The following is a 23596-nucleotide window of genomic DNA, read 5'->3' as shown; positions in this document are numbered from 1 at the left end:
TTGTCCATTGACAGCATGAAGCAAATCACAACTTGTCATCATTAATCAATGGAGAACTTCATTTATGAGCCTCAACTGGGATGTTGTTGAAAAGTGGCGCGAGGAGAGCGGGATCAGCAAGGCTGAGCTGGCGCGCGCCGCCGGAATTCCTGAGAGCACCATCTACGCCGGCCTTCGTAAGAACAGCCGGTTGCAGCCGAGCATGCGCAGCGTTATGCGCACGATTTTCCCGAGGAAGTTCGATGACAGAGGCGAGGTTCGTTCATGAGCCAAGATCTGCTTGAATGCGTCCACTTCGTGAAAAACCAGCGCGCTTCTCTGCCGCACGTCGATAGCTCTAGCGGCGATCGCTACCATGAAACCTCCGGCAAACGTCGTATCGCCATCGAAGCGATAGTGGCGGCGATCGGCGCGAACTTGCCAAAGGTGAAAATCACCGAACGTTCCGACGTTGCGCGGGTCAGCGTTGCCGGCATCCGCGCCAGTTCGACGATGGGCATCGATGGCGCATTGGCCAATTGGGTCGCGGCGGCTTACCGGAAATTGGATGCGCAAAGATGAGCGAGGCTTATCTGATCGCGCTCGGTGCGCCCGGTCACGTGGATCCTGCGAAAAACAGCGCCGCCCATGTCCAGTTGCTTGCCGATCTCAATGCCGAGGCCGAACGCCTGCTCTGGGATGGCACGACGATCGACTTTTACCGTCGTCACGAGGGCTGGCTGTCAATCTATGTAACGCCCGGCGATGCGCCGGCGACGATGGAGGATCTGCGGCAGTTTCGCGATCAGCAGCGCCAGGCCGAGGTCGTAGAGCAGGATCAGCCGGAGCAGGGGAGATTGGTCTGATGGCGGCCTGTTCCTGCCCGACCTGTGGTCAGTCTCTACCGCCCGATTTGCTGGTCATCGATCGCGACGCCGGCATCATCGTTGCCGATGGTCGTTTCGCGCATCTGACCAGCCAAGAGTTTTCAATATTCATATCACTTTATGACGCGAAGGGCCGGGTGCTTTCGAAAGAGCAGCTGCTGCGCGCCGTCACCCGTCTTTGGGGCGATGAGCCCGAGATCAAGATCATCGACGTTTTCGTCTGCAAGGTCCGCGCCAAGATGAAGGGGATGCCGATTGGCATCGATACCGTCTGGGGCCGAGGCTATCGCCTTTTGTCACCGCGAAACATGGAGCTCGCGTCATGAGTGAAGCACTGCCGGCCGATCTTGGGCCGAAACCGGAACTGATGTGGGTCGAGGTGGGCAAGATCCGCGTCGATCGAAACTACCAGCGCGATATCAAGCCGATGCGAGTTGCCCAGATCCTGCGGGAGTTCACCTGGGCGCATTTCCAACCTGTATCGCTCGCAGAGCAGCCTGATGGGACCTACACGATTTTTGACGGTCAGCATCGCGTGGCTGCAGCCCGGGCCCATCCTGCGATCACGCACGTTCCGGCTGCTGTCAACCGCATCGAGAGTGCCAGGGAAGAGGCGGAAGCCTTTCTCGGCGTCAACGTTAACCGCACTGCTGTTTCGACAGTCGAGAAGTATCATGCTGGCATCGAGGCGGGCGATGCCGATATGATGGCCGTCTGTGCTGTCCTCGAGGAGGCCGGTTGTGAGGTTGTCGCGGCCGCCGGCGTCAAACCCGCTCCCAACAGGACAAATGCGGTCACTGCTGTCCAGCGTGCCATCAAAACCTATGGCGACCAGGCCGTGACCGATGCCTGCAAGACGCTCGTTCGCGCATGGCCCAAGGATACAGGCGCGCTGAATGGCGTGATGATCGGCGCGTTGGCCCGGTTGTTTCGCAATAACCGGAACATCATCAGCATTGAGCGCCTGGCGATAAAGTTGCACGGCAAGGATCGTAAGATCCTGACGTCCGACGCCGAGGCGATCCGTAGGATCGGCGGCGGTGATGCCGGGGTCAGCGTCGCGAAAGCGGTCGTCGAGGTCTATAACAAGGGTCTGCAGAAGGACATGATCCAGATCGGGGTGCGGTCATGAGCGGCCGGGAGCTGCTCGACCGCCTGGCCGCGCTGAAGGCTAAGGTTACGGAGGAGGTGCTGGACGATTATGGCCGGCACTTCACCGATGGAAATTACTGCGATCTTACCCAATGCCACCATGGTGATACGGGTAACTATCGCAACCGCGAAGACGGCCAGGCCGTAGCACTCCTTTGGAACCTATGGAAATCGGGCGCGCTCGACGAGATCGCTACCCCACCACCCCAGGATCATGTGACCACACCGGCAGCCGCTTACACAATCGATTTCACCGGCTGCGATCATATGAGCCGCGATGTTGCTCTCATCGAGCGTATCGCCTCGGCTGGTTCCAAGGGGCCGACAGAGGTCGTGTATCTCTACACCGGCCAACCGCCCTCAGTGAATGAGATGGGCCGGATCATTGCGGAACGGGACGCATTAATCGCAGCAGGTTTGAAATGCTGTGACGGAATACCTAACCCTAACCTGCGTCCGTTCGACTTAGCCTTGAGCTTCATCGACAGCACCAACACGGCCCGTAAAGGTGCTGATATGCTCTGGCAACAATACAAAGCAGAGCTTGATGCCATCAAATCCGCACCCGCACCCCAAGATCGTTCGCGGGGGATCGACTGGGAAAACCCAGAACATCCGGCCGTCAAATTGTTCGTCGGCTTCGACGTGGAAGGATATGTCGAGGAATACGAGCTCTGCGGGGAGGATGGCGACTATAGTCCGAACGAGCAGGAACGGGTGCTGCTTGTCGATGCTATCTACGGCGTGGTCAGCAACCTGCATGAGGGGTTGCGGAAGATCATTCCTTCGTCGTCAGTCGCTGAAGTGCTGAGCGTCACACCTTCAATCGAGGAAAGTCTCAGAATTCAGTTGGCATCTCTGCGCCGCGAACGTGACGCTCTGGAGATGATCATCTCCGCGAGGGACACAGCGCCTGCAGAGATTTCGCGGGGTGACATCGCCGCGATCCGCGAAGCTTTGAGCGACCCCACCATCGGCAGTTACCCGGATTTCACCAAAGCCGTTTCCGATGCTATGGACGAGCTCGAACGGCTTCGCGCTACTGCGTCGGAGGTCTCCGATGTCTGAGAACCTCAAAGACACGCACCGCGCCATTCTGTCAGCGAAAGCTATCATCGACGGTCGCGATCCGATCGCGCATCAATCCGCCATCCTTGTCACGGCAGAGCATGCGATCACCAGCCTTCTGCTCCTCTGCATGGGCGACCCGCGCAAAGCCGCGGCGATGCTTAATGAAGGCTTGGTGCCGGGCATCGAGCATCGGCTTGCTCTCTACTCTTCAAAAGGTGAACGGTCATGAGCGCTCCCCTCCTTCCGTGCCCATTTTGCGGTACGAAGCCCTACATTTCCCAGCCCATGGCAGGAGCGAAATGGTGGGAAGTTAGCTGCAGCGATGAAGATTGCGGTGCTATGGGGCAGTCTTGCCCTAACGTTGACGACGCGATCGCCGTGTGGAACCGCCGCACGCCACCGCCTGCGGATCAGGTGGTGTCGTCATGACCCGTTCTGAAGTGATCCGTCACAACGTCAAGGTCATTCTACCGCTAGTGCGGGGGAAGTGTGCTGATCAGCGCCGCGACCATTACTTGGTTTTGAAACTTGGCCCGATCGGCATCCCGCTTGCCGCGATCGCCGAAGTAGTCAGGGCCACATCGGCCGCACGGCTGGAGACACCATGAGCGGACTTCTTCCCATCATCGAGCAGCTCGCCGCCGCCGCGCATCATGCCGATCGGGCAAACTGGTTGCTGCGTTGCCCGCTCGACATTCTCGGCCGCTATGACGGGACGATCCGCAACCGACTGATGCATGCCGGATTTCCGGCCGGGATCGGTTACCTCGACGAACTGCGTACCGTGAAATGCGCCGTGCGTCGTGAGGACGGCCAGCTTTCTCTTGCGCAGACAGACATGCTGTCGGACGCGGCCGAACGATTGCGGGCGGCCGCCCACGGCTGGAACGTGCTTGAGACGCCGGGGGGCGTCACCGATCTCTAACCGAATTTGCATGCCGATTTGTACCGCGTACGGCCTTTTCATGGGGCTGACTGATGAATTCTATTGTCGAGATCGACAGCGCGATTGCCATGGCGGGGTTTCCGGAATGCGAAGTGTTGCAGACCGCCCGCATCGAGGCGCGCTATCTCTACGCTATCCGAACCGGGCGTCGGAAATTGACCCGCAAGACTTCCTCCCGGATCCAGTTGGCGATCGCCGAGCTGAAGCGGGTTCGTAAGGAGATGGAGAGGGATAAGACGACGGACGGCCGCACGCCATCGGCAAGCCGGGTCGCCGCTCAATATCGTATGTCGATCGCCTTCGTCGCCCAGGCCGCCGGCGTTTCGCCACAATTCATCCTGTCGGCCGACCCGGCCAGGCGCGCGACGGCGGATCCGCAATGGCTGAAGGCGGCCAACCTGCGCCGCGTCGCGCTCTACATCGCCAATCAATATCTCAACCTGCCGCAGGCGGATCTCGCCAGGGCGGCCGGCATGAGCAAATCCAATGTCAGCTGCGCCATGGGCGAAATCGAGGACGATCGCGGCAATCCCGAGATCGAGGCGATTTTATCAGCGGTGGAAGGAGCCTTTGAAGGATGAGCGACTGGGCAAAGCCGGGCGTGCAATGCGTCTGCATCAAGGAAGATTGGGGCTATGCGGTTTGCGGACCGTTTTCAGTGCCAACCCGTGTTCCCATGATCAACGAGGTCATGACGGTTTCAGAGGTCCGGCGCGTCGGGGATGCTGTTTTCCTGTTTTTTTCCGAGATACCCGAGCGCCAGCAGGACGGGCCATTGTTTGCGACGGTGTCGTGGGATGCCAGCTGCTTCCGACCGCTGATCAAGCGCAAGACCGATATCTCCATGTTCACGAAGATGTTGACCGACACCAAAACGACGGTGGATGCATGAACCGCTCCTCCGACCTTCCCCAGATCAAGCAGAAGCTGAAGGACGATATTGAGCTTCTGTGCCGAAAACTCCTGCCGCCTCCGGACGGCCGTCGGCAGGGCCGGTTGTGGGTTGCCCATAACCCTGTCGAGAACGATTTTGAGCAGAGCCCGGAATTCAAGGTGGCGCTCGATCGCGATCGTGGCGCCTGGAAGGACTGGCGATCGGGCGAGACCGGCGATGTCATCAAGCTGATCAGCTACATCAAAGGCATTGATTTCAGGGAGACCTTGGTTTTTGCCCGCGATTTCACGGGCATCCGCCAGATGTCATCTGATCAGCGTCGCAAGCTCGACGAGCGCACCCGCGAGGTCAAGCAGCGTGACGTCGAAGACGACCAGGCGCAGCGGCTAAAGCGCATGGGCGACGCCGAGCGGATCTGGAACGGCGGCTACCAGGACGGCGCCGGCAGTGCGGCCGAGGCCCATGCCCGGCGCTATTTCGCGGCACGCGCCATTCCGCTCGATGAGATCCCGAACCGGGATTTGGAGACGCTGCGTTTTGCGCCATCACAGGAATTCTGGTCACGGGCGCAGTATCGGTACCAGGACGGCCGCCGCGTCAAGATCGCGGCCGGGCCGAAGTTTCCCGCCATCTATTCAGCGATGCGGCTGGCAACCGGGCAGGTGGCAGCCGTTCACATGACATTCCTCGACCCGATGGGACCGCAGAAACTGCCGGTCAGCAAGGACGAGAACGCCAAGATCATGTTCGGCGAAGCGAAGGGTGCCGTGATCCGGATCGCCCACGGGCCGGAAGGCGAGCCGCCTGAAACGGCGCTTCAGCCGCATCCACTGATCATGGGCGAAGGCATCGAGACGACGGCGTCCGTGGCGATCTGCGCGCCTGAGGCGCGCGCCTGGGCGGCCGGCAGTCTCTCCAACATGCTCAACGCGCCGGTCTGGCTGCCTTGCGTGTCGTCGATCGTGCTCCTGAAGGATCACTTCAAGAGCCCGGCCACGGAAAAGCAGTTCGACCAGGCGGTGGAGGCGATGGTCAAGACCGGCAAGCCGGTGGCGATCATCGACAGTTACATCGGCAATGATTTCAACGATCTGATGCAGGAAGGTGAAAGTGATGAGTGAAGATGAAAATACGACGCCGGCGGCGCGCCGCCAATCCGTGGAAGAGCGGTTTATCGCGCAGTGCCGCGACTGGAGCCTGTCGATCGGTTCCTGGACGGTCAAGGCGGCCGAGCTGCGCAAGGAGCGTGAAAAGCTCGACGACGAAATGGTGTCGATCGCTTCCGGCGCCACCGTGATGCTGATGAAGACCGGCATGCGATTGCCCGACGCCGAGACGCATGTCGAAGCGCTGATGGAAAAGGCGTTCGCCCGGTGACTTATCCCAGCAACGGATCTGACGCGCACGGCATTGCCCGCGATCAGCTGCGCCAGTTCGTCGAGCGCATCGAGCGCCTCGACGGAGAGGCGAAGGACCTGAACGACGAACGCAAGGACGTCTATGGCGAGGCCAAAGGCTGCGGTTTCGACGTGAAGATCCTGAAGCGCGTCGTCGCCATCCGCCGCCAGGACAAGGACCAACGCATGGAAGAGGAGGCGATCCTCGACACCTATCTTGCCGCACTCGGCATGATCGAAAGCCCCGAAAACTAAGACTGCAACCTCAGAAGGAGACGAGCATGACCAGGAAGAAAAATGGGAAAGTGACATCCGCCGACGCCGGCGACGCGGGACTGCCGGGTTTGCCGCATGGCGCGATGGACCAGGCAGACAATGATGCAGGTTTTACGATCTTGGGAGACGCCGATGAAAAAGACACAGCAGAGCAGCAGCCGGAAGCGGGCACAACGTCTGAAGCGCCAGCAGACCCGGCACCAGAGGCTGAACGCGCTGTGGATGACGTTGATCGTGACGCCGTTGAAGCAGGCGCGGGCGAACACCAGGGCGAACCGGTTGGCACGGATCTCGTCGATACGGATGGAGGATTGAGCGATGCGGAAGAAAAAGCGGAAGTTGGGGCTGCAGTCGCCACTGTTGACGGCGACAACGGTGCTGGCGAGGCGAGCAGCGGTGCCGATGGTGTACCCGGGAGCCCGTCAGAGCCCAGCACAGACGTCACTGCCAGCAGCGAAAACGATCGCGGAGCTTCGCCACGACCTGACGACATTCGGATCGGCGATGCTGCCGATGGAGGGGGAAATTCTCTCGTTGGCGCCGGAAGTTCCGCGCACGCCGGAGCTGTTGGAGTGGATGACGGAGATCAACCGGAAGATTTACGCTTGGCTGATGGCGGATCTACCGGACGGCGGGATTATGACGGAGACGGAAGTACGGCTTCGCCAACGGGAACGCGTGATCAGGTTGAGGAACGGGGCGATCCTGCAGCTGCAGGGGAACAGCGACCCGATCAGGGGACTGGAACTGACGGAGAAATAATCGATGTCAAAACGCCGATCGATGCGGGGGACGGTTCCGCTGGGATATCCGATGCGCCGGCGCCGGTGGTTTCTGAAGCGCTTCCTGATGCTGCAGCTGGAGCGGGGATATTATCCGCCGCCGAGGCTGGCGCCGGTCCGGTGGACGGTGCAGACGGAACGGCAGAGCCTGCAGGCGAAGCGAATGCCCCGGCCGCGGTGGCGACCTTAGAGGAGATCGCAACGGCCGACGCCCCGGTGGAAATCTTCAAGGTCGCCTCCTACGCGGCTTTGAGCGCCTATAACGGCGCTGCCCACTACGCCTATCTGTCCGGCCAGGGCGATTTGCGCGACGAGGATTTTCTTGACCGCATCGAGCGCGAGGAGCTGGGCAAGCTCGTCCTGCAGATCCGCGAGCGGGCGACGCCGGCTGTACTGGCGCAGCAGCGCGTCATTTCCAGATTGCGCCAAAACGCTGATCTCAACCGGCCGGAAGAAATCGGCCTGAAGATTTTCGCATCCGTCATTCTCGAACTCGACGCCTACGATCGCGAGGAAACGGCACGCCTCGAGGCGAGGCAGGCCCCGCCGGTTGAGCGACCGCTGACGCCGATCGAGGACACGGTGATGGAGCCGCTCGACGATGTCATGGGGGGCTGGTGATGGCGATGGCCCCCGAAAATTTGAAGCGTATCGCAAAACCCAATCCGCGTCGGAAGCCGGAGCCCGCCGGCGCGTTCAAGCCCGGCGACCTGGTGCAGCTGAAATCCGGTGGCTTCCAGATGACGGTCTACGGCCTCGTTGATACCTGCGGCATTAAGGGCGAGCACGTCGAATTGCTTTGGACGCATGGCACCGCTGGCGGCAGTTCGTATCGCGACATCTGCCGCGACGTTGTGCCCGTCGCATGCCTGAAGCGGGCCGACCTCGACGACAACATTTCGTTCTAGCGAGGAAGGATTGCCGGCGGGCAATCCCGCTCGCCGGAACATGAGGAGAGACGAATGCGTACATTGACTGAACACCGGGTCAATCCGGCCAACGACAAGCTGACCATTTCGGTGACCGACCTGGCCGGTGCCGGAGGCGCTAATCACCGTTACGAGATTGGCGGCTTTTCGACAGAAAATAATCCCAGCCATGACGACACGCGCGAAGGTGAACTGGTCATTCTTTTTCAAAATGGGCCGATCAACGACGCTGGAGTGAATGGCGTTACGCAGGAAGTTCTGCTGGCGATCGTCGCCGATCGGCTGCGATCGTTCCAAGCTGGCCAATTCGCCTGCAGGGAAAACGCCCTTGCGTTGACCAAGATCGAGGAGGCGCAGCACTGGTTACATTCCCGCACTCTCGCCCGCATGCAGCGCGGCGTTGAAGGGACGCACCAGCAATAATTGCTGCGAGACCTATACCCGCCGCGCTGAGAAGGCGCGGCGGCCAATTCCTTCTTGATGCGGGCGGACATGACCAAAAAACCGAAAATACAGGCAGGCGTCAAAGGCGGCCGGGCGCTATTCCTTGACGCAATGCAAGTCGTTAACGAAGCGACGGCTTTTTCCGATCCGAACCCGAACCTTTTGCGCGACGGCATCAAGCCCGGCACCTGGGACGGCGCACCGCACGATGCCATGCCGCCGAAATGCCCGGTGACGGTCCTTGGCATGAAGGGCGAGACAGTCTACGTCATCTCCGCGATCGGCGAGATGCAGGCGGTCGATCGCTGGGATCTGGCAACGCTGGTCAAGCTGTTCGCCCCATTTGTGAATTATCTCTATTGGGCATGGCCGGCCTGGTCGAAGGCGAAGGGCGAACCCGGATCTGAAGGTTACGTTCCGCCGAAGGTCGAGCGTATCCAGCGTGACCAGGCGGTGACGGCGCTGATCGCCGAGGCGGGCCGGAAAGGTCTGTTCGATCCCCAACAGAACGTGCGCGGCCGGGGAGGCTGGAAAGCCCAGGACAAGTTTATCTGGCACAGCGGTCGATACCTATTTTCCGTCAACACCACGGCCGACAAGAAAACCAACCGGGCGATTGCCTGGGATCTGCAGGCGACTAGGCCAGCTGAGTTTGACGGCTATTTCTACAGCCAGGCCAGCGACATCATCGAGCCGTGGCACTCGCCGATCGGCGTCAATGACAGCCCGGCGCATGCGCTCCTGCAGGATTTGATGAAATGGAATTGGGAGCGGCCGTATATCGACCCGATTTTTCTTTTGGGCTGGATCGGTTCCGCGATCCTGTCCGGCGCCCTCGATGTCCGTCCGATCCTGTTTACCACCGGCGGTGCCGGCGTCGGCAAATCCACGTTGCACGGCATCATCCAAGCCTTGTTCGGTTCCGCGCTCTACACCACCGCCAACACGACGGCCGCCGGCATCTATCAGAACATCAAACAGGACAGCCGGCCGGTGGCGGTCGACGAGTTTGAGCGCAAGGCCAATTCCAACAAGGAGCAGCCGATCGTCGAGCTGGCTCGCCAGAGCTATTCCGGCGCCAAGGGTTATCGTGGCGGCGCAAACGGCGACGGTACCGAATTTGAGCTTCGATCCTCGTTCATGTTTTCCGCCATCATGCCGCCGGTGCTGGGCGTCCAGGACCGCACCCGCATGATCATCCTTAACCTGAAGGCGCTCGACAAGAGCCGCACGACGGAGCGGCCGATCATTCCCGACGTTGCCGGCCGGATGATCCTGCGCCAGTTGATGGATGGGTTTCACGACTTCTATTACCACACGCTTCCGAAGTGGCGGCAGATCCTGTCGGATCCTCGACTGTCTTTCGATGCCCGCGCGATCGACACCTATGGGACGGTGCTGGCTTGCGCCGAAATGCTGGTTGGCGAAACCGGTATGATCGACGCCGGCATGCGGGCAGACACTTCCGTCCGCGATCGGGCCGCGCTCGACATCGATCATCTGATCGAGACCCTGGAGCATGCGACGGCGGCCGAGCGGGCTGACCAAGTGCCGAAGTGGCAGGAAGTTATACAGAAGGTGATGAGTTCGCACCTGGACATCTATCGCGGCGGTGAGAAGCCGGCCGTCGGCGATATGATCGACGAGGTCGAGCAGAAAGGCTTGTCGCTCCTGCAGGCGCGCCAGAAGCTCAGTGTGTTGGGGCTTGGCCTCCGTGACATCGGCAAGCCGGGCGTCGGCTATTGCCTGGCGATCCCGAAGAACGATGACGGGGCGCTCAATAAGCTATTTGCCGAGACAGATTTTCATCGCGGCGGTTGGACCCATGCCCTGAAACAGGCCCCGGAGACGATCGTTCTGCAAAATCTGGATCGACGCTTCACCAATGTGGATATCAACCGTCAGACACGTGACTGCATCCTGGTCGATCTCGCAGGCTATGACGCATGGACGGGGCGCGTGCGCGAGACGGAATAGTAGAGGCCGGATTTACCGGCCCTTCACTCATTATATGTGCAGCAAATCTAAGGGCACGATTAGAGCATCGCCCCTTTGGTCATGACGAAACTTGAAACGCTTGCGCTCCTCGACGTCTGGCAAAGCTTTCAATGCTGGGAAATGCTTCCCCAGAGCCCAACTTGTGCCCTCAAACATCCGGCAAATGTTTCCGTCTTTTGCGATCGCTATGCAGCCTGTCTCATTCGGTTTCACGACGATCCCATATCGTTCGGTGTAGTGGCGAGCCGGGGCTCCGCTCTCAGCCTCGACGGCGGCCGTCATTCGTTCTGCTACCGAAGTGGTGTCATCGGCCCACCTTGCTTCTGCAAGGAGATAGCGCAGGCAGTCCTCGCCCGTTTCCGACCCTATGCCCGCCTTGGGCTTGCGCGAAGCTAAGGGTTTTTCGAGATCGAGGCCGAGGGCAGTCATGTATCGTGCGGCATCATCCCGGCCGCACAGATCGGCCACCAGGCGCACCAGCGCCACCTTCTCGCCGAGAGTTGCATCCTTGAAAAAATCGGTCATTGCCCTGTCTCCCGTTTAGCGGCGAATTGAACCCTGCGTGCCATATGTTCGCAAGGGCTTGAGCGCAGAGGCGCGTGGAAACGTCAGAATCGTCGTTTGTCCTCACAGCTAACATACACGGGATCGCCAGACCATAAGCGTTGATGTTCTTATTTTGTTCTGTTAGCCATATCGTATGGTTGAGACGATCGGCGAAGCTATGGATGCGGGATGGGTGCTGACGACCAGGTGCGCCTGGGGAAAGCGCGAAGGCCTGAAGACGGTTCGCGAATGCACTTGGCGATACGATCTAGATATGGTGACGCTCGTTGCAACGCGCGGCCGTGACTTTCCCCTTGCACGCCTTGCTGAGCGGCTGCGCTGTCCACGTTGCGGCAGCAGGCGGGTCGCTGTCGTGTTCGTGCCCGGCAAGCTACCGCCAGAGGCGCTGCATGCGCGATCGAACCATCGATGGTGACGGATTGCCCGCGCCCTTGATGCGTGCGCAGAATGGCCTCCTGGGGAATCAATGGGGCGATAGATGGACACTTGGCGGATAATCATAGGTGGAGCTTTTGTCTTCGGCGCTTTCGCCCTTCCGACCGTGTGCGCACGGATCGCAATCCGTCATACCGCATACCGTCATCCCATGCCCGTCCCGATCGGAGACAAGAGTGTTGACGACATCAGGCTTCATGCTTGGGGACAACAGCAAACGATCGAGTACGAAAAGGGCTGGGCGGTCGGGACCACGCTGCTGGTCGTTTCAATATGTTTCGGTATCGCGATAGGGAACGGTTTCATCTAACCCACGCCCTGTCCTAATCGCGTCATCAATCTCGCCAAAACAGCCGTCGCACTGAACTCCTTTCCCCCGCCCCGGAGGGATGAAAAGCGGAGCCCGCGCCAATTTTGAGACAAACGGGCGTCGGCCCTTCATTCTGCGTGTCTATTGAGCCGCCGCCCGCCACAAAAATCCGAGCGAAAGGTGCGCGGGCACTGAACACGGGCGAAATCATGGGACGTTCAGAACTGGCGGCGATTGTCGTTGGTCATCCGGGTGCGGGTGGCGACTGCATCAACCCGGTGTAGGTTCGATGTAGGTTCGATGTAGGACAAATTGCAGGTCCAATTATCAAGTAAAATCAACAGGGTGTGAATTTTGCCTACAAACCTACAGGCCAACAAGGTTCCTTACACGCGCATACGCGCGCGTCATGTGAATATAAAACTATGTAGGTTTGTAGGTTATAGGGATATCTTCCTGTTTTCCCTTGTAAATCAGACCTGCAATCCGGCCGACATCATGCCTACGATCGGCCTACATCTCCGGCTCGATTAAACAAATGGGGAAATAGCCATGGCCGATGACGACGGGCGATTTTTGGGGTCTTCTGAGGCCCACACGCCGCCGGAAATTTCGGCGGATCGCGCGGCGAAGGTCGGCGCGACCAGGGCGATGGCCGAGGCCGCCATGTCGGGGCTGGCCCAGCAGCTGGGCGATGGCGCGCCGGAACCCGACCAGCCTTCTTTGTTGCTTGCCGATCCCGATGGGGAGTTCTGCCTTTTCGGGGGGCCGGTGCAGCATGTGGCGGACATCATGGATACTGCCAAGCGGGCGCGGGGGAGGCCGAAGGGCAGCCAGAACCGGCGATCCGTTGACTTGGCCAACTATCTGCTATCGATGGGTTACCGCGATCCGGCCCTCAATCTGGCTGACCTGGCCAATGCCAACCCGCTGGAGTTGGCGGCCGAATTGTCCCAGCCGTACCGGGCGGTGGCAGGACGCCGCAAGGGTGAGCTGGTAGAGGAAAGCATGACGCCGGGTGACGCCCTGGCGCTGATCATGAAGGCCAACGTCGAGTTGATGGCATACTTCCATGCCAAGAAGCCGCAGGAGATCGAGGTCATCACCAAGGCCATGGGAGTGATGCTGATCGGGGAGATGCCAACCGATCGCGATACAGGCGGCAAAGTGATCGAGACCATGCGCTTTGATCAGCCTGAGTGATATCAATGGGTTAGCCGTCCGATATCATCGCTGAATGTCGGACGCATGTTAACCCGCTGATATCATTGGCTTGTCATCTGCCTAGAGATTAGGTGTTCATTTCATTCCAGCCTCGCACGCGCGAGGACCCGCCCCGCCTGCCGCCGCCCTGGGGGTACCCTCGCGGGTGCGCCCGCCCGCGAGGGGCCGCGCTTGGAAACCGCGCGCGCCCACCCCGGAGGGGGTATCGGCGCTCACACACACCGCTGTTTCCATGTGCCGGACTGAACGGGGGTGCGGCGAAACTACTCTCACCTTTGGCTGAGTGGGCGCGGGCGCGGGGCTTGCGGCTTTGCCAAGGGTTTCGGGTGATGGGTAGCGGTGTCGATTTCAAGCAGTACGAGCCACCCGGGCCTGTGGGCGCGGCCTTCATCAAATCGAAAGGGCCGATCGACCTGATCATGGGGCCTGGCGGTTCCGGCAAGACGGTGGCGAGTGTCGTCAAGGGGCCACGCCTGGCTGGCGCCTATTGCGCCGTAGACAAGAACGGATGGGTGAGGGTGAAGACGCTTTGCGTCCGCGAAACCTACCGTAGCTTTGCGGCAACGGCGCTTGCCAGCTGGTATAACATGTTTCCAGAGGATCATCCCTGGACCCACAAACACGAGGGCGGGCAGGATCGGCCGGTCAAGCATACGCTGCGTTTTCAGGTGCAGCGCGGCTGGGACGCGCTGAATGTCGAGTACACGATGGAGACCGGCGCCATCGGCGATAACAATTTGGAAGAGTTCTTCAAAGGCTACGAAATCACGCTTGGCTGGGGCAACGAATGCGACCTGTTGCCGGAGAACGCCATGCCGCTGATGCTGCAGCGTACCGGCCGTTTTCCGCCGCTCGACGAACTGGCGACGTCCGAGGTCGAGCGTCTGTCACGTGACGGCCGCGAGATGATGAAGCTGATGAACCTCGAGCTGGAAGATCCGAATGAAATCGTTTTGAACCGGATCGTGTGGGGCGACTACAATCCGCCGGATATCGACAACTGGGCGGTGCGGATCCCGATTACGGAAAAGCAGCCTGGGTATAACCACTTCCACCAACCGAGCGGCCTGGCGCATGACGCCGAGAACCGGAAAGGCAAGCCGCGCTCCTCGTACCAGGTCGAAGCCGCGACGACGAAGGATAAGCAGCTTGTCCGCCGCATGGTGCACTCGCTTCCGGGCTATGCCAAGGATGGAACGCCGGTCTATGAGGATGATTTCGACGAACAGCTGCACAAGGCCGACCAAACCATTCTGCCGGTTCCCCAGTTGGGGCTGACGATCGGGATGGACGCCGGGGGGTCTCCGGCCGCCACGATCGGCCAGTTCATGCCCGATGGACAGAACCGCTGCCTGGCAGAGCTAGCAACGAAACCTGGAACCGGGCCGACCCGATTTGCCAATGCCCTCCTGGAGCTGCTGATGCGGCGCTTCCCAGGTATTCCGATCATAGGCGCATGGGCCGATCCCTCATCCTGGTACGGAGGCGACAGTGCGACGGGGGAGCTAAACTGGATCAAAACCGTCCAAGGCATCCTGCGTTTTCCGATCATGCCTGCGCCGTCGAACGAACCCGGCATCCGCCAGGAGGCGGTTCGGTGGTATCTGGAAGGGCGCATCGATGGGCGGACGCAGCGATACCAGATCGATCCCAGTTGCAGATACCTGATCGCGGGATTTGCCGCGCACTTCAAGCTAACCAAGCAGGCGACGGCCGGCGCGACAAATTCCATGGAAGTCGTGAAAAACGAATATTCGCACGTCCATGACGCCGAGCAGTATCGCTGCCTTGGTTTTCGCGGTCTTGCAGCCGTCATCGGCGACGTGGCGAAGAATTCCCTGCCGGCCAATGTCAGCAGTATCCAACAGCGGCGCGAGGCTCGGGGTCTCAATCAGGAAGCACGCCGGAAACCCGGCGATTTTGACGTATGGCAGGTCTAAGTGTCCTTTCGCCGGCGGGCTGGACCGACTGCCTCACGTGCGCGGGCGGCCGGGCGCTCGCGCGTAAGGCTGCAATCTGGATGCGGGCGCAAGGCGAAACGGTGGCTATTTCCGCTGGCGAGGATTTGTTGGCCGTCGCGTATCTCGTTCCAGACAGTGCCGGGCGGTGGGAGTTCTGTCTTTCGATCCGGATCATCGCCCGCCCGCATATGCGTGCCCTTTGCCGACTTGCGCATTCAACGCTGGTCCGCCTCGTTGAAGATGGTGACGTGGTGGTCTGCCATGTTTCGCCGGGGAATATATCCGGTGCGCGCATGGCCCGCCTGTGCGGGTTTAAGCCCGTTGCAACCGAGTGGATATTCGAAGGGGATCGACATGGAGGCGGTAAAGGGGTTGTTTGGCGGCGGGAGCGACAAGAACGATGCGGCGAAAGCGGCGCAGGAAAGCCGACAGACGCAGCAGGTAGCCAATGATCGCCAGCTCTCAGAGGCAAACCGAAACAGCCAGGCAATCGGCGCGACCCGCCGTGCACCACGCGGTCGCCGGCTCTTCGAGGATGGTCCGAACTCTGCCAGCGCGGTGCTCGGCTGATGCAGGGCGACAACCAGGTTGACATCAAGACCCTGAAAACGCGCGTCGACAACACCTGGGGCGCCCGATCGGGATGGACGACGATCTACCAGGATGCCTATGATTTCGCCGTGCCGCACCGCCGGCCATCAGGCGGATCGAACGGAAAGACCCGCCAGCCCGATCGGCTTTTCGACATGACGGCGCCGATGTCCGCGATGTATTTCGCGGGCAACCTCCAACGCGATCTGTTTCCTGCCGGCCAATCCACCTTCGAGATGGAAACCGGACCGCTTGCCGCCATGGTGCTCTCCTCGTCCGACAAGAAGACATTCGACCGAGAATTGTCGAAGACTTCCAGCCTGATACACCCGTTCTTTCTAGCAGGTGATTGGGATACCGCCGTGCACGAAATGTGCGTGGACCTGGCGATCGGTACCGGAGCGCTGTTGCCGGTAAAGGGCACTGCGAGCAATCCGGTGATGTTCGCCTGCATTCCGTTTGATCAGCTGGCAATATCGACCGATGCTTTCGGCCGGGTCAATCTCGTGTCCTGGAAACAGATGCTGCGGGCAGATCAGATCGTCGATGCATGGCAAAACGGAGAGTTTCCCGCCGATTTCCGCGAGAAGGCGAAGACCAGGCCGTCCGATGAGTACGTCGTGTACCAGGATTGGTGGGCTGACGGCCGTCAGGGTGGTGGCTGGCATTTTGGAGCCCGCCTCGATAATTCCGAGAAGCTGATCACACACGAACGGTATCGGACGCAGCCGATTGCCATTCCGCGATATTATCGCGTCCCAGGCGAGGCCTATGGCCGTGGCGTCGTTTTGACGGCGTTGCCGACGATCAAAACTGTGAACAAGGCGCAGGAGCTGGCGCTGAAAAACTTCGCTATCAACATGCTCGGCATCTGGGGCTATCGCGCCGGCGGCACGTTCAATCCGGACACTGCGCGGCTTGGGCCCGGCGAGTTCTGGGCAATGCAAGCAACCGGCGGCGTACTGGGACCGGATGTCTCCCGCCTCGATACTCCGCAGGCCAGCTTCAACGTCGCCAACATGATGATCGGCGACCTGCAGGGGCAGATCAAAAACGCGATGTTCGATACGCGGTTGCCCGAATATCAGGGGACGCCGCGCTCTGCCTCCGAGATGGCCGGCCGTCTTCAGCAACGGGCGAACATCCACATCGGTGCCTTCGGACGCCTGGTCAATGAAATCATGCCGGTGATCGTGCCGCGTGTTGCCGAGATCCTGTACGAGTTCGGCATGCTGCCGATGATGCGCCAGGTCGACGACTTGTTGATTTCGGTCAAGGTCCGCTCGCCCATGCAGGCCGCATTGAACGCAGACCGGATCGCGGCGATTGCAAACTATCACGATTTCGTTCTCGCCTTCGCTGGCGAGGAAAACAAGGCGCTGTACCTGAAGGAAGAAAAGGTACTCGAACGCGTGGCCGATGGCTTCCAGATCGAAAAGGATCTGATCCCAGACGAGGCGGAACGCAAGCAGGTCGTCATCGACATCCAGAAGGCGCGCGAACAACAGCTGCAGGCAATGATGGCGGCCGAGGCCGCAAAGCAGGCACCTGGTGCGATCAAGGATATCGCCATGGCGGATATGAAGAGGGCGGCATAAATGTCAGGCCCATTCCTGCCCGCGCGAGCGGGCCAGCCGATCGACATGCTGGAAGCCGGCGCCGCCGGCGGCGGCTGGGAAGCGCTCGAGGAGCTGATGAAGCCGCACCTCAATGGTGCCCCGCTCCAGCCAGACGAGACCACGGCCGAGTTCATGTGGGGCCTTTACCACACCGGCGAGGGCCGGGCGATGTTCGAATGGATGATGGATATTTCCATCCGCCAGCCGCTTCGCGTGACGGGCGCAACAATCGAGCATACGGCCCTGCAGGCGGCGAGCAAGCAGGGGATCAACGGTTTTGCCGAGGCAATTCTTGCCTCGATCGCGCACGGCAAAAAGCTGAACGACCAACGTAAATCCCAGAATGGAGCTGGTTCATGAAAACCTTCCTCGACCGACTGATGCGCAACGCGCCTGGTGATCCGCCGGCCGGAGGCGGCGGTGACCTGCCGGCGGCCATTGGCGCAACGCCTCCTGCAGCGACGGTTCCTCCCGTTGCTGCAGGTAACCCGCCGGCTCCATCGGCGGGCGATCCTCCGGCGGTGACACCTCCTCCCGTCGCCGCCGGAGAGATCTACAAACCCGAGCATCTGCCCGATACCATGCTGGGCAAGTCCAACAAGGAAACGCTCGACAACGCCGCCAAAGCCCTGAAAGGCTATCGTGACCGTGATGCCGCCAACAACGTGCCCGACACGCGCGATGCCTATGCCGAGTTTGCCGGCGACATAGCCGAACCCATCAAGCCGCACCTGGAGACGTTGAAGGCGGATCCCTTGTTTGCGCGTGTAGCCGACAAGGCTCTGGCGATGAAAGTGCCGGTTCCTGTCTATCAGGGCCTAGTCCAGGAGTTCCTGTCGGTGTCGCAGGAAATGGGCCTGATGGAACCGATCGTCGATGCGGCAGCCGAGAAGGCCGCGCTTTTGCCCGAGACTGCCAAGCACCTCAGTGCGCCCGAGCAGACGCAGGCCATCGAGCAGCGCATGAATACAAACTTTGCGTTTCTTGATGCGATGGTAGCCCGTGGCGCCGATAAGGGCGGCATTGCCAAAGACGACGCCGATTTCGCCAAGGCGATGCTGGGTGACAGCGCGAAGGGACACCGGATCTTCGAATGGATGGCGAAAACAGCCGCTGGCGGTGCGGGCGGCGGTCCGGCCATGCAGGTCAACGGAGTGCCCCATGCCGCCGATCCGAAGGCCGAATTGCAGGCTCGCGCGGCGCTGCCGCAGAACACGTCGGGTCATCAGTTGTTCGATCGCGCGTCGTGGGATCAGCTCCAGGCCGACTATAGACGCGTTCACGGTAACTAATCGCACTGAACGGCCTCCGCCCGGTGGCAGCATCGACATGCTACCGGACGGGAGCGACCTGGACCATATGCTGGCTATCCTTCACAGGACCCGGCGCTAATCCGGCTAATCGGCCCTCTCGGTGATTTCGTCCATCACACTCCAATCCGAGGGTCTATCCATGGCTATTGAAGCATGGTTCAAGGAAATCATTAAAGACGGCGTGTCGCAGCGGCTAAAGTCCAACGGCGGACTGCTCGACGGAACGATGAAAAGCGGCGAGCAAGTTGCCGGTTTCGTCAAGTTTCCGATCTCCGGCGGCCGTATCAAGATGTACAAGCTGTCCGGTGCGATCGAGGAAGTCCGTCCGCAGGGCCTCGACGTCGATGTCGTTGCACTCCAGGCGGACGATTACACCGCAGAAGCGACTATTCGCAACCAGGACACTTTGCGCCAGACCCCGTCCTATCAGGCAGAAGTTTCTGATGCGATGTCCAAATCCGTGCGCGTCAAGCGGGACGGGATCAAGTTCGACGCCCTCAATGCCTTCTGCAATATCGGCAACGCCAACATACCCGGCGGCGGGCCCACGACGCCGGTCACCTTTGGTGACGGATCCGCACGCATCGATATGCTCTATGCGATGACGGCCTGCGCGCAGATCCGTGGGGCTGGTGGTGATGGCGAATGCTATTGGGCCATGCCGTTCATGTGGTTTGACCAGCTGGAGATGTACAAGGAATTCGCCAGCAAGGACTACCAGGGCGATAAGGAACTGCCGTTTGCGCGTTCGGCTCTGGTCAATAAAAAGACCTTCCGGGGCGTCCACTTCCTCGCTCTGCCGGATGAGCATTTCACCTATGGCACGGCCGCCTGGGTCGAAGGGCAGTCCGAGTGGGACGATACCAAGTATCTTGATAGCTTCCTTTGGACCAAGAACGCCGTCGGTTGCGAAACCTTCTGGTCGAAAGAGCAGATGGACATGAACGAGTGGATCGGTAAGGCGGGCAAGCCCATCCTTTGCGACACCGCTCTTTCGGGGGCTGCCATCGGCCTGCTGCCGGAAGGCGTCAAACGCATTCGCGCCAAGGCAATCAAAGACATCGTTCGCGTCTGATCACTGCAATTAGCGCCGTCCCGGCTACGGGGCGGTGTTGTTTCTTCCAATCATCAAGAGGATTTCACCATGGTACACCAGCCACGCGATCTTCGCCGTCGCACGACGATCAGCATCAAGGGTCAGCGGCAGATCATGTTCTTCGACTATGCCACCGTTCACACGCTCGCCGAGATCCAGGCGGCCGGTTTCTTCAACAGCAGCCGGGACAATCTCACCAAGGATAGCATCGTCGATGCGGTCGCCGACATCAACGGAACGCCCGCCCGTGTGGTGTTGCGCTTCGCGACCGTGCCGGCTTCCGGAAACATCACAACCGTCGTCGATGGTGGCCTAACCGCCACTTGACCCGTTGCCGCATTCAACGCCTCGCCGTGGCCGGTACTCTGGCCACGGTTCTTTATTTCCGGCGGGCTGATCATGAGCATCGACAAGGCGACAATCATCAATTGGGCTTTGACCGAGATCGGCGTCGGGCCGATGTTTTCCGTCGATGACGACAGCGATCTTGCGAGCCAGATCGAAAACGTCTGGCAGCCAGTGGTTGATCGTACCTTCGGCATGCACGACTGGACCTTTTCTCGCAAAACTTTCCGGAATACCCGCCTTGCCGACCGGCCGGAAAATGGCTGGTCCTATGGTTTTGATCTGCCCGGTAGTCGTATCGGTAACCCACTGAAGATCATGGATCAGGCCGGGCGTAGCCCGCGCCCGCTGCGCAATTTCACGATCGAAGAGGGAAAGCTCTTTTGTGAGTGTACAGAAACATGGTCGCTGGTCAAAGTGGCGGTCGATCCCGACACCTGGCCGCCAGAGTGGCGCGGCGCTTTCGTCGTGGCGCTGGGTGCCTATCTCTGTGTTCCCGTCTGGCAGGATAAGGATATGAAGGCCGACATGCTGGTGGAAGCTTTCGGAACCCCTTCACGTGAAGGAACCGGCGGTTTGTTTGGCCGGTTAATGGCGCAGGACAAGGCCAGTAATCCCATAGGTAGCCCGCAGGCGGACGACAATCCGCTGACCAACGCGCGGACCTCGACGCACGGTGGCGAAGATTGGGCGGGGAAATACGCATGACCCGCATTGCCGGTCCGCTCAAGAGCAGCGTTAACGCTGGTCAGCTTTCGAAAAGCCTTTATGGCAAGGTGAACCTGAAACAGTATTATTCCGGCGCCAAGCGGATGAAAGGCATCGAGCCAATTCCGCAGGCAGGTTTTAAGCTTTTGCCGGGGTCAGCCTATTGCGGCGCCGGCGTTGCATCGGTCTGCCGGCAGGGAGTGCTCAACGTTGATGCCAACCGCTCGTACACGCTTATTGTTACAGCGGGCAGCGTTGCCATCTGGCGTAATGATCGGGTGAAAGTCGCTACAGTCGCCGTCGTGTCGATCACTTCCGCAATGGTGCCTGATTTGCAGTTCTACGGGGAAGCAAACACCGTCGGCATCTTCCACCCCGACCTTTGGAACGCGGTGCGATTGTTTCGCAATCCTTTGGACGATACGTCCTGGACTGTTTCAACCTGGCCTTATGGCGATCTACCCGAAGTGGATCTTGGTGGTGTCTACACCAAGACCAACGATTACTGGTCCCTCTATCTGCGCTGGACGAGTGCGGCACCATCCTTGGTGATGAATGTCAGTATCGACGGCAACCAGACGGGTGCAGTGCGTCTGCTTAATGGAGCCAGCGTTGCGATCGCTCCGGACGTGTCCGTTGCAGCCGATTGGCACGCAATGGCTACGGCGTTGCGAACAGAGATCCGGGCATTGCCGGGTATGAACAATGACGTCGATATTCAATACGACCCCGCGCAGGATCAATCCCGCTACCGCACATTCAACATCGTGTTCACCAATAGCCTCTCCGGCAGCGAGTACCAGGTGGACGCACATGTGTTGAATACATCCGAAGTTTCGGTTCTCGCCTCACATATCGACATCGGTAAGACTCTGGGGGAGCCACTTATTTCCGTCACAAGGGGAGGCTTTTCCGGGTCGATCAACTATCAAGACAGGCAAATCTACCTTGCGCCGAACGCCAAGCCGGCGGCGCTGGCGATGTCAAAGACCGGTGAATATTTCGACCTAAACATCGAAAGCCAGAACGATGCCGGGGCTCGCCTGGAAGCACTCCGAACGGAAACGTCGGAAACTATCCTCCATGTCATCGATGCGACTTACCTCGTCGCCTTTACAGATCGGGGCGAGTATTTCGCCAGCAACCGGACGATTAAGCGCAACGAGCCCTTGAACTGGGTTCGGGCCTCGACGATCGGAAGTCGCAGGAGCTGCAGGCCGGTTTCGTTGGAAGGTTATGTCTATTTCGTTTCAAGCGACGGCGGCCGGTTGTACCGCGCCAACTACGACGCTGTGAGCGAAAGCTTTACGCCGGTTCCCGTCAACGATTTGAACGGCGCGGCGGATGGCGACCTGGTGCGCAATATCAAGTCGATTTCCGTGCAGCGCAAAACGGGAACCATGGTGTCCGACCGGCTCTGGATTTTGCGTGATGACGGCCGGGTAGTATGCGGCATTGCCAACGTGAGCGAAGATATTCGGTTTGCTGCATCCGAATGGACCGTCGCCGGCGGCGGCATTGTTCACGAACTTTCGGTGGATGGGCAGGATCAGGTCTGGGTTTCGGTGGAGCGTGCCGGTGTGCATTCGGTCGAGCTCCTCGAGGAAGACATAGCCAACCTGTTCCAGGTGGCTTTGGCGGTGACGACGGACCTTACAGGGCAGGCGAGCGGGCTGGCGATCCACAACGGGCGGGTGGTTTGGGCCTTGATCGACAACGACGTGTTCGGGCCATTCACTGTTTCCTCAGGTGCAATCCAGACCGATGTGCCTTCGCGGCCAGCGAAAATAGGTCTGTGGACAGCACCAATTCACGAAAGCATGCCGTATGTGCGTGTGCTCGCAAACGACGACGTGGTGCGTCGTCCGGGCAAAGTGGGATCGGCCCTGTTCTTCCTCGAGAACACGGCCAGCATCGCGATCGGCGCCAACGGACGGCCAGCGAAGGATATTCCGCTCAATAGGGGCGATGACGATCTTTCTCAGCCCAAGGTAAATTTCAACGGTCATCTGAAGGTCGCGGGTCTCATTGGCGCCTGCATGGATCCAACATTGACAATTACGCAAGTGCGGCCGGGCCGGCTGCATGTGCGGGATTATATTCCGGGGGTGAAATTGTAATGGAATTCGCGACGGCCTTTGCCTCGATTTTTACTCCCTCTGCCGCGACAGCTGGCGCAGCAGCCGCGACCACGGCGGCAACGGTCGCCCCTGCGGCCGCAAGCGGTGGATTTTTGCAAACCCTCCTGCAAGGTGGGGCAACGGTTTTCGGTATGGTGAATGCCTTGAACGCGGGAAATGCCGACGCCGAAGCCGCGACACTGGCAGCCGACGACGCGGCGCGCGAAGTGCCCCTGGAAACACTGCAGGGCATCAAGCGCCGTTCTTCAATCAAGCAGGAGATGATGGATCGCATTGGCGACCAAGATGTTGCCTATGCCGCATCCGGGGTCGATCTTTCTTTCGGTACGCCGGGCCAGGCGCGCAAGGAAGCCTTCAGGCAGGGGGACCTTGGACTGGCATCCGACAACGGGACAGAGCAGACCCGTGTTGCTCGCCTTCAGGAGAAGGAAGTTAACTACAGGAAGCGGGCGGCTCGCGCCAAGTCCGGCGGCTTGTTCGACGCCGCCATGATTGGGCTCAACGGCGCAAGCAGCATTGCAGGCAGGTAA

General features: G+C 60.0%; 31 protein-coding genes. 30 read left to right on the top strand and 1 reads right to left on the bottom strand.

Features of this window, described 5'->3' with window-relative positions:
• Positions 1-64 precede the first annotated feature (64 nt).
• The 19 genes from R6X40_RS06425 to R6X40_RS06340 all read left to right on the top strand — a co-directional run bounded on the left by R6X40_RS06425 (position 65) and on the right by R6X40_RS06340 (position 10735).
• Positions 65-268 carry a helix-turn-helix transcriptional regulator gene (locus tag R6X40_RS06425; protein WP_318411980.1) on the top strand — a complete coding sequence of 68 codons (204 nt, stop codon included), beginning with the start codon at positions 65-67 and terminating at the stop codon, positions 266-268.
• Positions 265-561: a hypothetical protein gene (locus tag R6X40_RS06420; RefSeq protein WP_318411978.1), complete on the top strand. Its 297-nt coding sequence runs from the start codon at positions 265-267 to the stop codon at positions 559-561. Before R6X40_RS06425 ends, R6X40_RS06420 begins: the two co-directional genes overlap by 4 nt.
• Positions 558-845 carry a hypothetical protein gene (locus R6X40_RS06415; protein WP_318411976.1) on the top strand — a complete coding sequence of 96 codons (288 nt, stop codon included), beginning with the start codon at positions 558-560 and terminating at the stop codon, positions 843-845. The genes R6X40_RS06420 and R6X40_RS06415 overlap by 4 nt, the downstream gene beginning before the upstream one ends.
• On the top strand, positions 845-1192 hold the full coding sequence (locus R6X40_RS06410) for a winged helix-turn-helix domain-containing protein (RefSeq protein ID WP_318411974.1): 348 nt from the start codon (positions 845-847) through the stop codon (positions 1190-1192). Before R6X40_RS06415 ends, R6X40_RS06410 begins: the two co-directional genes overlap by 1 nt.
• A complete protein-coding gene (locus R6X40_RS06405; protein ID WP_318411973.1) occupies positions 1189-1998 on the top strand; it encodes a DUF6551 family protein in 810 nt (269 codons plus the stop codon). The genes R6X40_RS06410 and R6X40_RS06405 overlap by 4 nt, the downstream gene beginning before the upstream one ends.
• A complete protein-coding gene (locus R6X40_RS06400) occupies positions 1995-3086 on the top strand; it encodes a hypothetical protein (RefSeq protein WP_318411971.1) in 1092 nt (363 codons plus the stop codon). Before R6X40_RS06405 ends, R6X40_RS06400 begins: the two co-directional genes overlap by 4 nt.
• Entirely contained in the window at positions 3079-3318 is a 240-nt protein-coding gene (locus R6X40_RS06395) for a hypothetical protein (RefSeq protein WP_318411969.1), read from the top strand. Before R6X40_RS06400 ends, R6X40_RS06395 begins: the two co-directional genes overlap by 8 nt.
• The gene (locus R6X40_RS31570) at positions 3315-3518 is read left to right on the top strand and encodes a Lar family restriction alleviation protein (protein ID WP_412178334.1); all 204 of its coding nucleotides are present in this window, start codon (positions 3315-3317) and stop codon (positions 3516-3518) included. The genes R6X40_RS06395 and R6X40_RS31570 overlap by 4 nt, the downstream gene beginning before the upstream one ends.
• Entirely contained in the window at positions 3515-3697 is a 183-nt protein-coding gene (locus R6X40_RS06390) for a hypothetical protein (RefSeq protein ID WP_318411968.1), read from the top strand. Before R6X40_RS31570 ends, R6X40_RS06390 begins: the two co-directional genes overlap by 4 nt.
• Positions 3694-4014 (top strand): hypothetical protein, encoded by a 321-nt coding sequence (locus R6X40_RS06385; RefSeq protein ID WP_318411967.1) that lies wholly within the window; start codon positions 3694-3696, stop codon positions 4012-4014. Before R6X40_RS06390 ends, R6X40_RS06385 begins: the two co-directional genes overlap by 4 nt.
• Positions 4015-4067: 53 nt before the next feature.
• Positions 4068-4616, top strand: coding sequence for a hypothetical protein (locus tag R6X40_RS06380; RefSeq protein WP_318411965.1), 549 nt, complete (start codon positions 4068-4070; stop codon positions 4614-4616).
• Entirely contained in the window at positions 4613-4927 is a 315-nt protein-coding gene (locus tag R6X40_RS06375) for a hypothetical protein (RefSeq protein ID WP_318411963.1), read from the top strand. Before R6X40_RS06380 ends, R6X40_RS06375 begins: the two co-directional genes overlap by 4 nt.
• The gene (locus R6X40_RS06370) at positions 4924-6051 is read left to right on the top strand and encodes a toprim domain-containing protein (protein ID WP_318411961.1); all 1128 of its coding nucleotides are present in this window, start codon (positions 4924-4926) and stop codon (positions 6049-6051) included. Before R6X40_RS06375 ends, R6X40_RS06370 begins: the two co-directional genes overlap by 4 nt.
• Positions 6044-6307, top strand: a complete 264-nt coding sequence (locus R6X40_RS06365) for a hypothetical protein (RefSeq protein ID WP_318411960.1) — start codon at positions 6044-6046, stop codon at positions 6305-6307. The genes R6X40_RS06370 and R6X40_RS06365 overlap by 8 nt, the downstream gene beginning before the upstream one ends.
• Positions 6304-6582, top strand: coding sequence for a DUF2312 domain-containing protein (locus R6X40_RS06360; RefSeq protein WP_318411959.1), 279 nt, complete (start codon positions 6304-6306; stop codon positions 6580-6582). The genes R6X40_RS06365 and R6X40_RS06360 overlap by 4 nt, the downstream gene beginning before the upstream one ends.
• Positions 6583-6608: 26 nt before the next feature.
• A complete protein-coding gene (locus R6X40_RS06355; protein ID WP_318411958.1) occupies positions 6609-8006 on the top strand; it encodes a hypothetical protein in 1398 nt (465 codons plus the stop codon).
• 5 nt (positions 8007-8011) lie between these two features.
• On the top strand, positions 8012-8293 hold the full coding sequence (locus R6X40_RS06350; protein WP_318411957.1) for a DUF2158 domain-containing protein: 282 nt from the start codon (positions 8012-8014) through the stop codon (positions 8291-8293).
• Positions 8294-8347: 54 nt separating this feature from the next.
• The gene (locus tag R6X40_RS06345) at positions 8348-8737 is read left to right on the top strand and encodes a hypothetical protein (protein ID WP_318411956.1); all 390 of its coding nucleotides are present in this window, start codon (positions 8348-8350) and stop codon (positions 8735-8737) included.
• A 69-nt stretch (positions 8738-8806) separates the two neighbouring features.
• Positions 8807-10735, top strand: a complete 1929-nt coding sequence (locus R6X40_RS06340; RefSeq protein WP_318411954.1) for a hypothetical protein — start codon at positions 8807-8809, stop codon at positions 10733-10735.
• Between the two features lie 30 nt (positions 10736-10765).
• Here the strand turns inward: R6X40_RS06340 and R6X40_RS06335 are convergent, their stop codons facing one another.
• Positions 10766-11281: a hypothetical protein gene (locus R6X40_RS06335; protein WP_318411953.1), complete on the bottom strand. Its 516-nt coding sequence runs from the start codon at positions 11279-11281 to the stop codon at positions 10766-10768.
• Between the two features lie 1339 nt (positions 11282-12620).
• On the opposite strand from R6X40_RS06335, the gene R6X40_RS06330 reads away from it, so the two are divergent.
• The 11 genes from R6X40_RS06330 (at position 12621) to R6X40_RS06280 (ending at position 23596) form a co-directional block, all read left to right on the top strand.
• Entirely contained in the window at positions 12621-13271 is a 651-nt protein-coding gene (locus tag R6X40_RS06330; protein WP_318411951.1) for a hypothetical protein, read from the top strand.
• A 350-nt stretch (positions 13272-13621) separates the two neighbouring features.
• A complete protein-coding gene (locus R6X40_RS06325) occupies positions 13622-15232 on the top strand; it encodes a hypothetical protein (protein ID WP_318411949.1) in 1611 nt (536 codons plus the stop codon).
• A 375-nt stretch (positions 15233-15607) separates the two neighbouring features.
• Complete coding sequence (locus tag R6X40_RS06320) at positions 15608-15823, top strand: hypothetical protein (protein ID WP_318411947.1); 216 nt, start codon at positions 15608-15610, stop codon at positions 15821-15823.
• Positions 15823-17442, top strand: a complete 1620-nt coding sequence (locus R6X40_RS06315; RefSeq protein ID WP_318411945.1) for a portal protein — start codon at positions 15823-15825, stop codon at positions 17440-17442. Before R6X40_RS06320 ends, R6X40_RS06315 begins: the two co-directional genes overlap by 1 nt.
• Positions 17443-17823, top strand: coding sequence for a hypothetical protein (locus R6X40_RS06310; RefSeq protein WP_318411944.1), 381 nt, complete (start codon positions 17443-17445; stop codon positions 17821-17823). It begins immediately after the preceding gene.
• Positions 17820-18755, top strand: a complete 936-nt coding sequence (locus R6X40_RS06305; RefSeq protein WP_318411942.1) for a hypothetical protein — start codon at positions 17820-17822, stop codon at positions 18753-18755. The genes R6X40_RS06310 and R6X40_RS06305 overlap by 4 nt, the downstream gene beginning before the upstream one ends.
• A 160-nt stretch (positions 18756-18915) precedes the next feature.
• A complete protein-coding gene (locus tag R6X40_RS06300; protein WP_318411940.1) occupies positions 18916-19851 on the top strand; it encodes a phage capsid protein in 936 nt (311 codons plus the stop codon).
• A 69-nt stretch (positions 19852-19920) separates the two neighbouring features.
• Complete coding sequence (locus R6X40_RS06295; protein WP_318411938.1) at positions 19921-20199, top strand: hypothetical protein; 279 nt, start codon at positions 19921-19923, stop codon at positions 20197-20199.
• Between the two features lie 72 nt (positions 20200-20271).
• On the top strand, positions 20272-20925 hold the full coding sequence (locus R6X40_RS06290; protein ID WP_318411937.1) for a hypothetical protein: 654 nt from the start codon (positions 20272-20274) through the stop codon (positions 20923-20925).
• Positions 20922-23045 (top strand): hypothetical protein, encoded by a 2124-nt coding sequence (locus R6X40_RS06285; protein ID WP_318411935.1) that lies wholly within the window; start codon positions 20922-20924, stop codon positions 23043-23045. Before R6X40_RS06290 ends, R6X40_RS06285 begins: the two co-directional genes overlap by 4 nt.
• Entirely contained in the window at positions 23045-23596 is a 552-nt protein-coding gene (locus R6X40_RS06280; protein WP_318411933.1) for a hypothetical protein, read from the top strand. The genes R6X40_RS06285 and R6X40_RS06280 overlap by 1 nt, the downstream gene beginning before the upstream one ends.

The sequence above is a fragment of the Rhizobium sp. PL01 genome, from assembly GCF_033447125.1.
In the GTDB taxonomy this organism is placed as follows: Bacteria; Pseudomonadota; Alphaproteobacteria; order Rhizobiales; family Rhizobiaceae; genus Pararhizobium.
The sequence above is the reverse complement of the archived record's forward strand: the minus strand, read 5'-3'. Positions and strand labels throughout refer to the sequence as shown.

Excerpts from the sequence above, each read along its gene's own strand:
- R6X40_RS06425 (WP_318411980.1), top strand. The coding sequence starts at position 65 with ATGAGCCTCAACTGGGATGTTGTTGAAAAGTGGCGCGAGGAGAGCGGG.
- R6X40_RS06420 (WP_318411978.1), top strand. The coding sequence starts at position 265 with ATGAGCCAAGATCTGCTTGAATGCGTCCACTTCGTGAAAAACCAGCGC.
- R6X40_RS06415 (WP_318411976.1), top strand. The coding sequence starts at position 558 with ATGAGCGAGGCTTATCTGATCGCGCTCGGTGCGCCCGGTCACGTGGAT.
- R6X40_RS06410 (WP_318411974.1), top strand. The coding sequence starts at position 845 with ATGGCGGCCTGTTCCTGCCCGACCTGTGGTCAGTCTCTACCGCCCGAT.
- R6X40_RS06405 (WP_318411973.1), top strand. The coding sequence starts at position 1,189 with ATGAGTGAAGCACTGCCGGCCGATCTTGGGCCGAAACCGGAACTGATG.
- R6X40_RS06400 (WP_318411971.1), top strand. The coding sequence starts at position 1,995 with ATGAGCGGCCGGGAGCTGCTCGACCGCCTGGCCGCGCTGAAGGCTAAG.
- R6X40_RS06395 (WP_318411969.1), top strand. The coding sequence starts at position 3,079 with ATGTCTGAGAACCTCAAAGACACGCACCGCGCCATTCTGTCAGCGAAA.
- R6X40_RS31570 (WP_412178334.1), top strand. The coding sequence starts at position 3,315 with ATGAGCGCTCCCCTCCTTCCGTGCCCATTTTGCGGTACGAAGCCCTAC.
- R6X40_RS06390 (WP_318411968.1), top strand. The coding sequence starts at position 3,515 with ATGACCCGTTCTGAAGTGATCCGTCACAACGTCAAGGTCATTCTACCG.
- R6X40_RS06385 (WP_318411967.1), top strand. The coding sequence starts at position 3,694 with ATGAGCGGACTTCTTCCCATCATCGAGCAGCTCGCCGCCGCCGCGCAT.
- R6X40_RS06380 (WP_318411965.1), top strand. The coding sequence starts at position 4,068 with ATGAATTCTATTGTCGAGATCGACAGCGCGATTGCCATGGCGGGGTTT.
- R6X40_RS06375 (WP_318411963.1), top strand. The coding sequence starts at position 4,613 with ATGAGCGACTGGGCAAAGCCGGGCGTGCAATGCGTCTGCATCAAGGAA.
- R6X40_RS06370 (WP_318411961.1), top strand. The coding sequence starts at position 4,924 with ATGAACCGCTCCTCCGACCTTCCCCAGATCAAGCAGAAGCTGAAGGAC.
- R6X40_RS06365 (WP_318411960.1), top strand. The coding sequence starts at position 6,044 with ATGAGTGAAGATGAAAATACGACGCCGGCGGCGCGCCGCCAATCCGTG.
- R6X40_RS06355 (WP_318411958.1), top strand. The coding sequence starts at position 6,609 with ATGACCAGGAAGAAAAATGGGAAAGTGACATCCGCCGACGCCGGCGAC.
- R6X40_RS06350 (WP_318411957.1), top strand. The coding sequence starts at position 8,012 with ATGGCCCCCGAAAATTTGAAGCGTATCGCAAAACCCAATCCGCGTCGG.
- R6X40_RS06345 (WP_318411956.1), top strand. The coding sequence starts at position 8,348 with ATGCGTACATTGACTGAACACCGGGTCAATCCGGCCAACGACAAGCTG.
- R6X40_RS06340 (WP_318411954.1), top strand. The coding sequence starts at position 8,807 with ATGACCAAAAAACCGAAAATACAGGCAGGCGTCAAAGGCGGCCGGGCG.
- R6X40_RS06335 (WP_318411953.1), bottom strand. The coding sequence starts at position 11,281 with ATGACCGATTTTTTCAAGGATGCAACTCTCGGCGAGAAGGTGGCGCTG.
- R6X40_RS06330 (WP_318411951.1), top strand. The coding sequence starts at position 12,621 with ATGGCCGATGACGACGGGCGATTTTTGGGGTCTTCTGAGGCCCACACG.
- R6X40_RS06325 (WP_318411949.1), top strand. The coding sequence starts at position 13,622 with ATGGGTAGCGGTGTCGATTTCAAGCAGTACGAGCCACCCGGGCCTGTG.
- R6X40_RS06320 (WP_318411947.1), top strand. The coding sequence starts at position 15,608 with ATGGAGGCGGTAAAGGGGTTGTTTGGCGGCGGGAGCGACAAGAACGAT.
- R6X40_RS06315 (WP_318411945.1), top strand. The coding sequence starts at position 15,823 with ATGCAGGGCGACAACCAGGTTGACATCAAGACCCTGAAAACGCGCGTC.
- R6X40_RS06310 (WP_318411944.1), top strand. The coding sequence starts at position 17,443 with ATGTCAGGCCCATTCCTGCCCGCGCGAGCGGGCCAGCCGATCGACATG.
- R6X40_RS06305 (WP_318411942.1), top strand. The coding sequence starts at position 17,820 with ATGAAAACCTTCCTCGACCGACTGATGCGCAACGCGCCTGGTGATCCG.
- R6X40_RS06300 (WP_318411940.1), top strand. The coding sequence starts at position 18,916 with ATGGCTATTGAAGCATGGTTCAAGGAAATCATTAAAGACGGCGTGTCG.
- R6X40_RS06295 (WP_318411938.1), top strand. The coding sequence starts at position 19,921 with ATGGTACACCAGCCACGCGATCTTCGCCGTCGCACGACGATCAGCATC.
- R6X40_RS06290 (WP_318411937.1), top strand. The coding sequence starts at position 20,272 with ATGAGCATCGACAAGGCGACAATCATCAATTGGGCTTTGACCGAGATC.
- R6X40_RS06285 (WP_318411935.1), top strand. The coding sequence starts at position 20,922 with ATGACCCGCATTGCCGGTCCGCTCAAGAGCAGCGTTAACGCTGGTCAG.
- R6X40_RS06280 (WP_318411933.1), top strand. The coding sequence starts at position 23,045 with ATGGAATTCGCGACGGCCTTTGCCTCGATTTTTACTCCCTCTGCCGCG.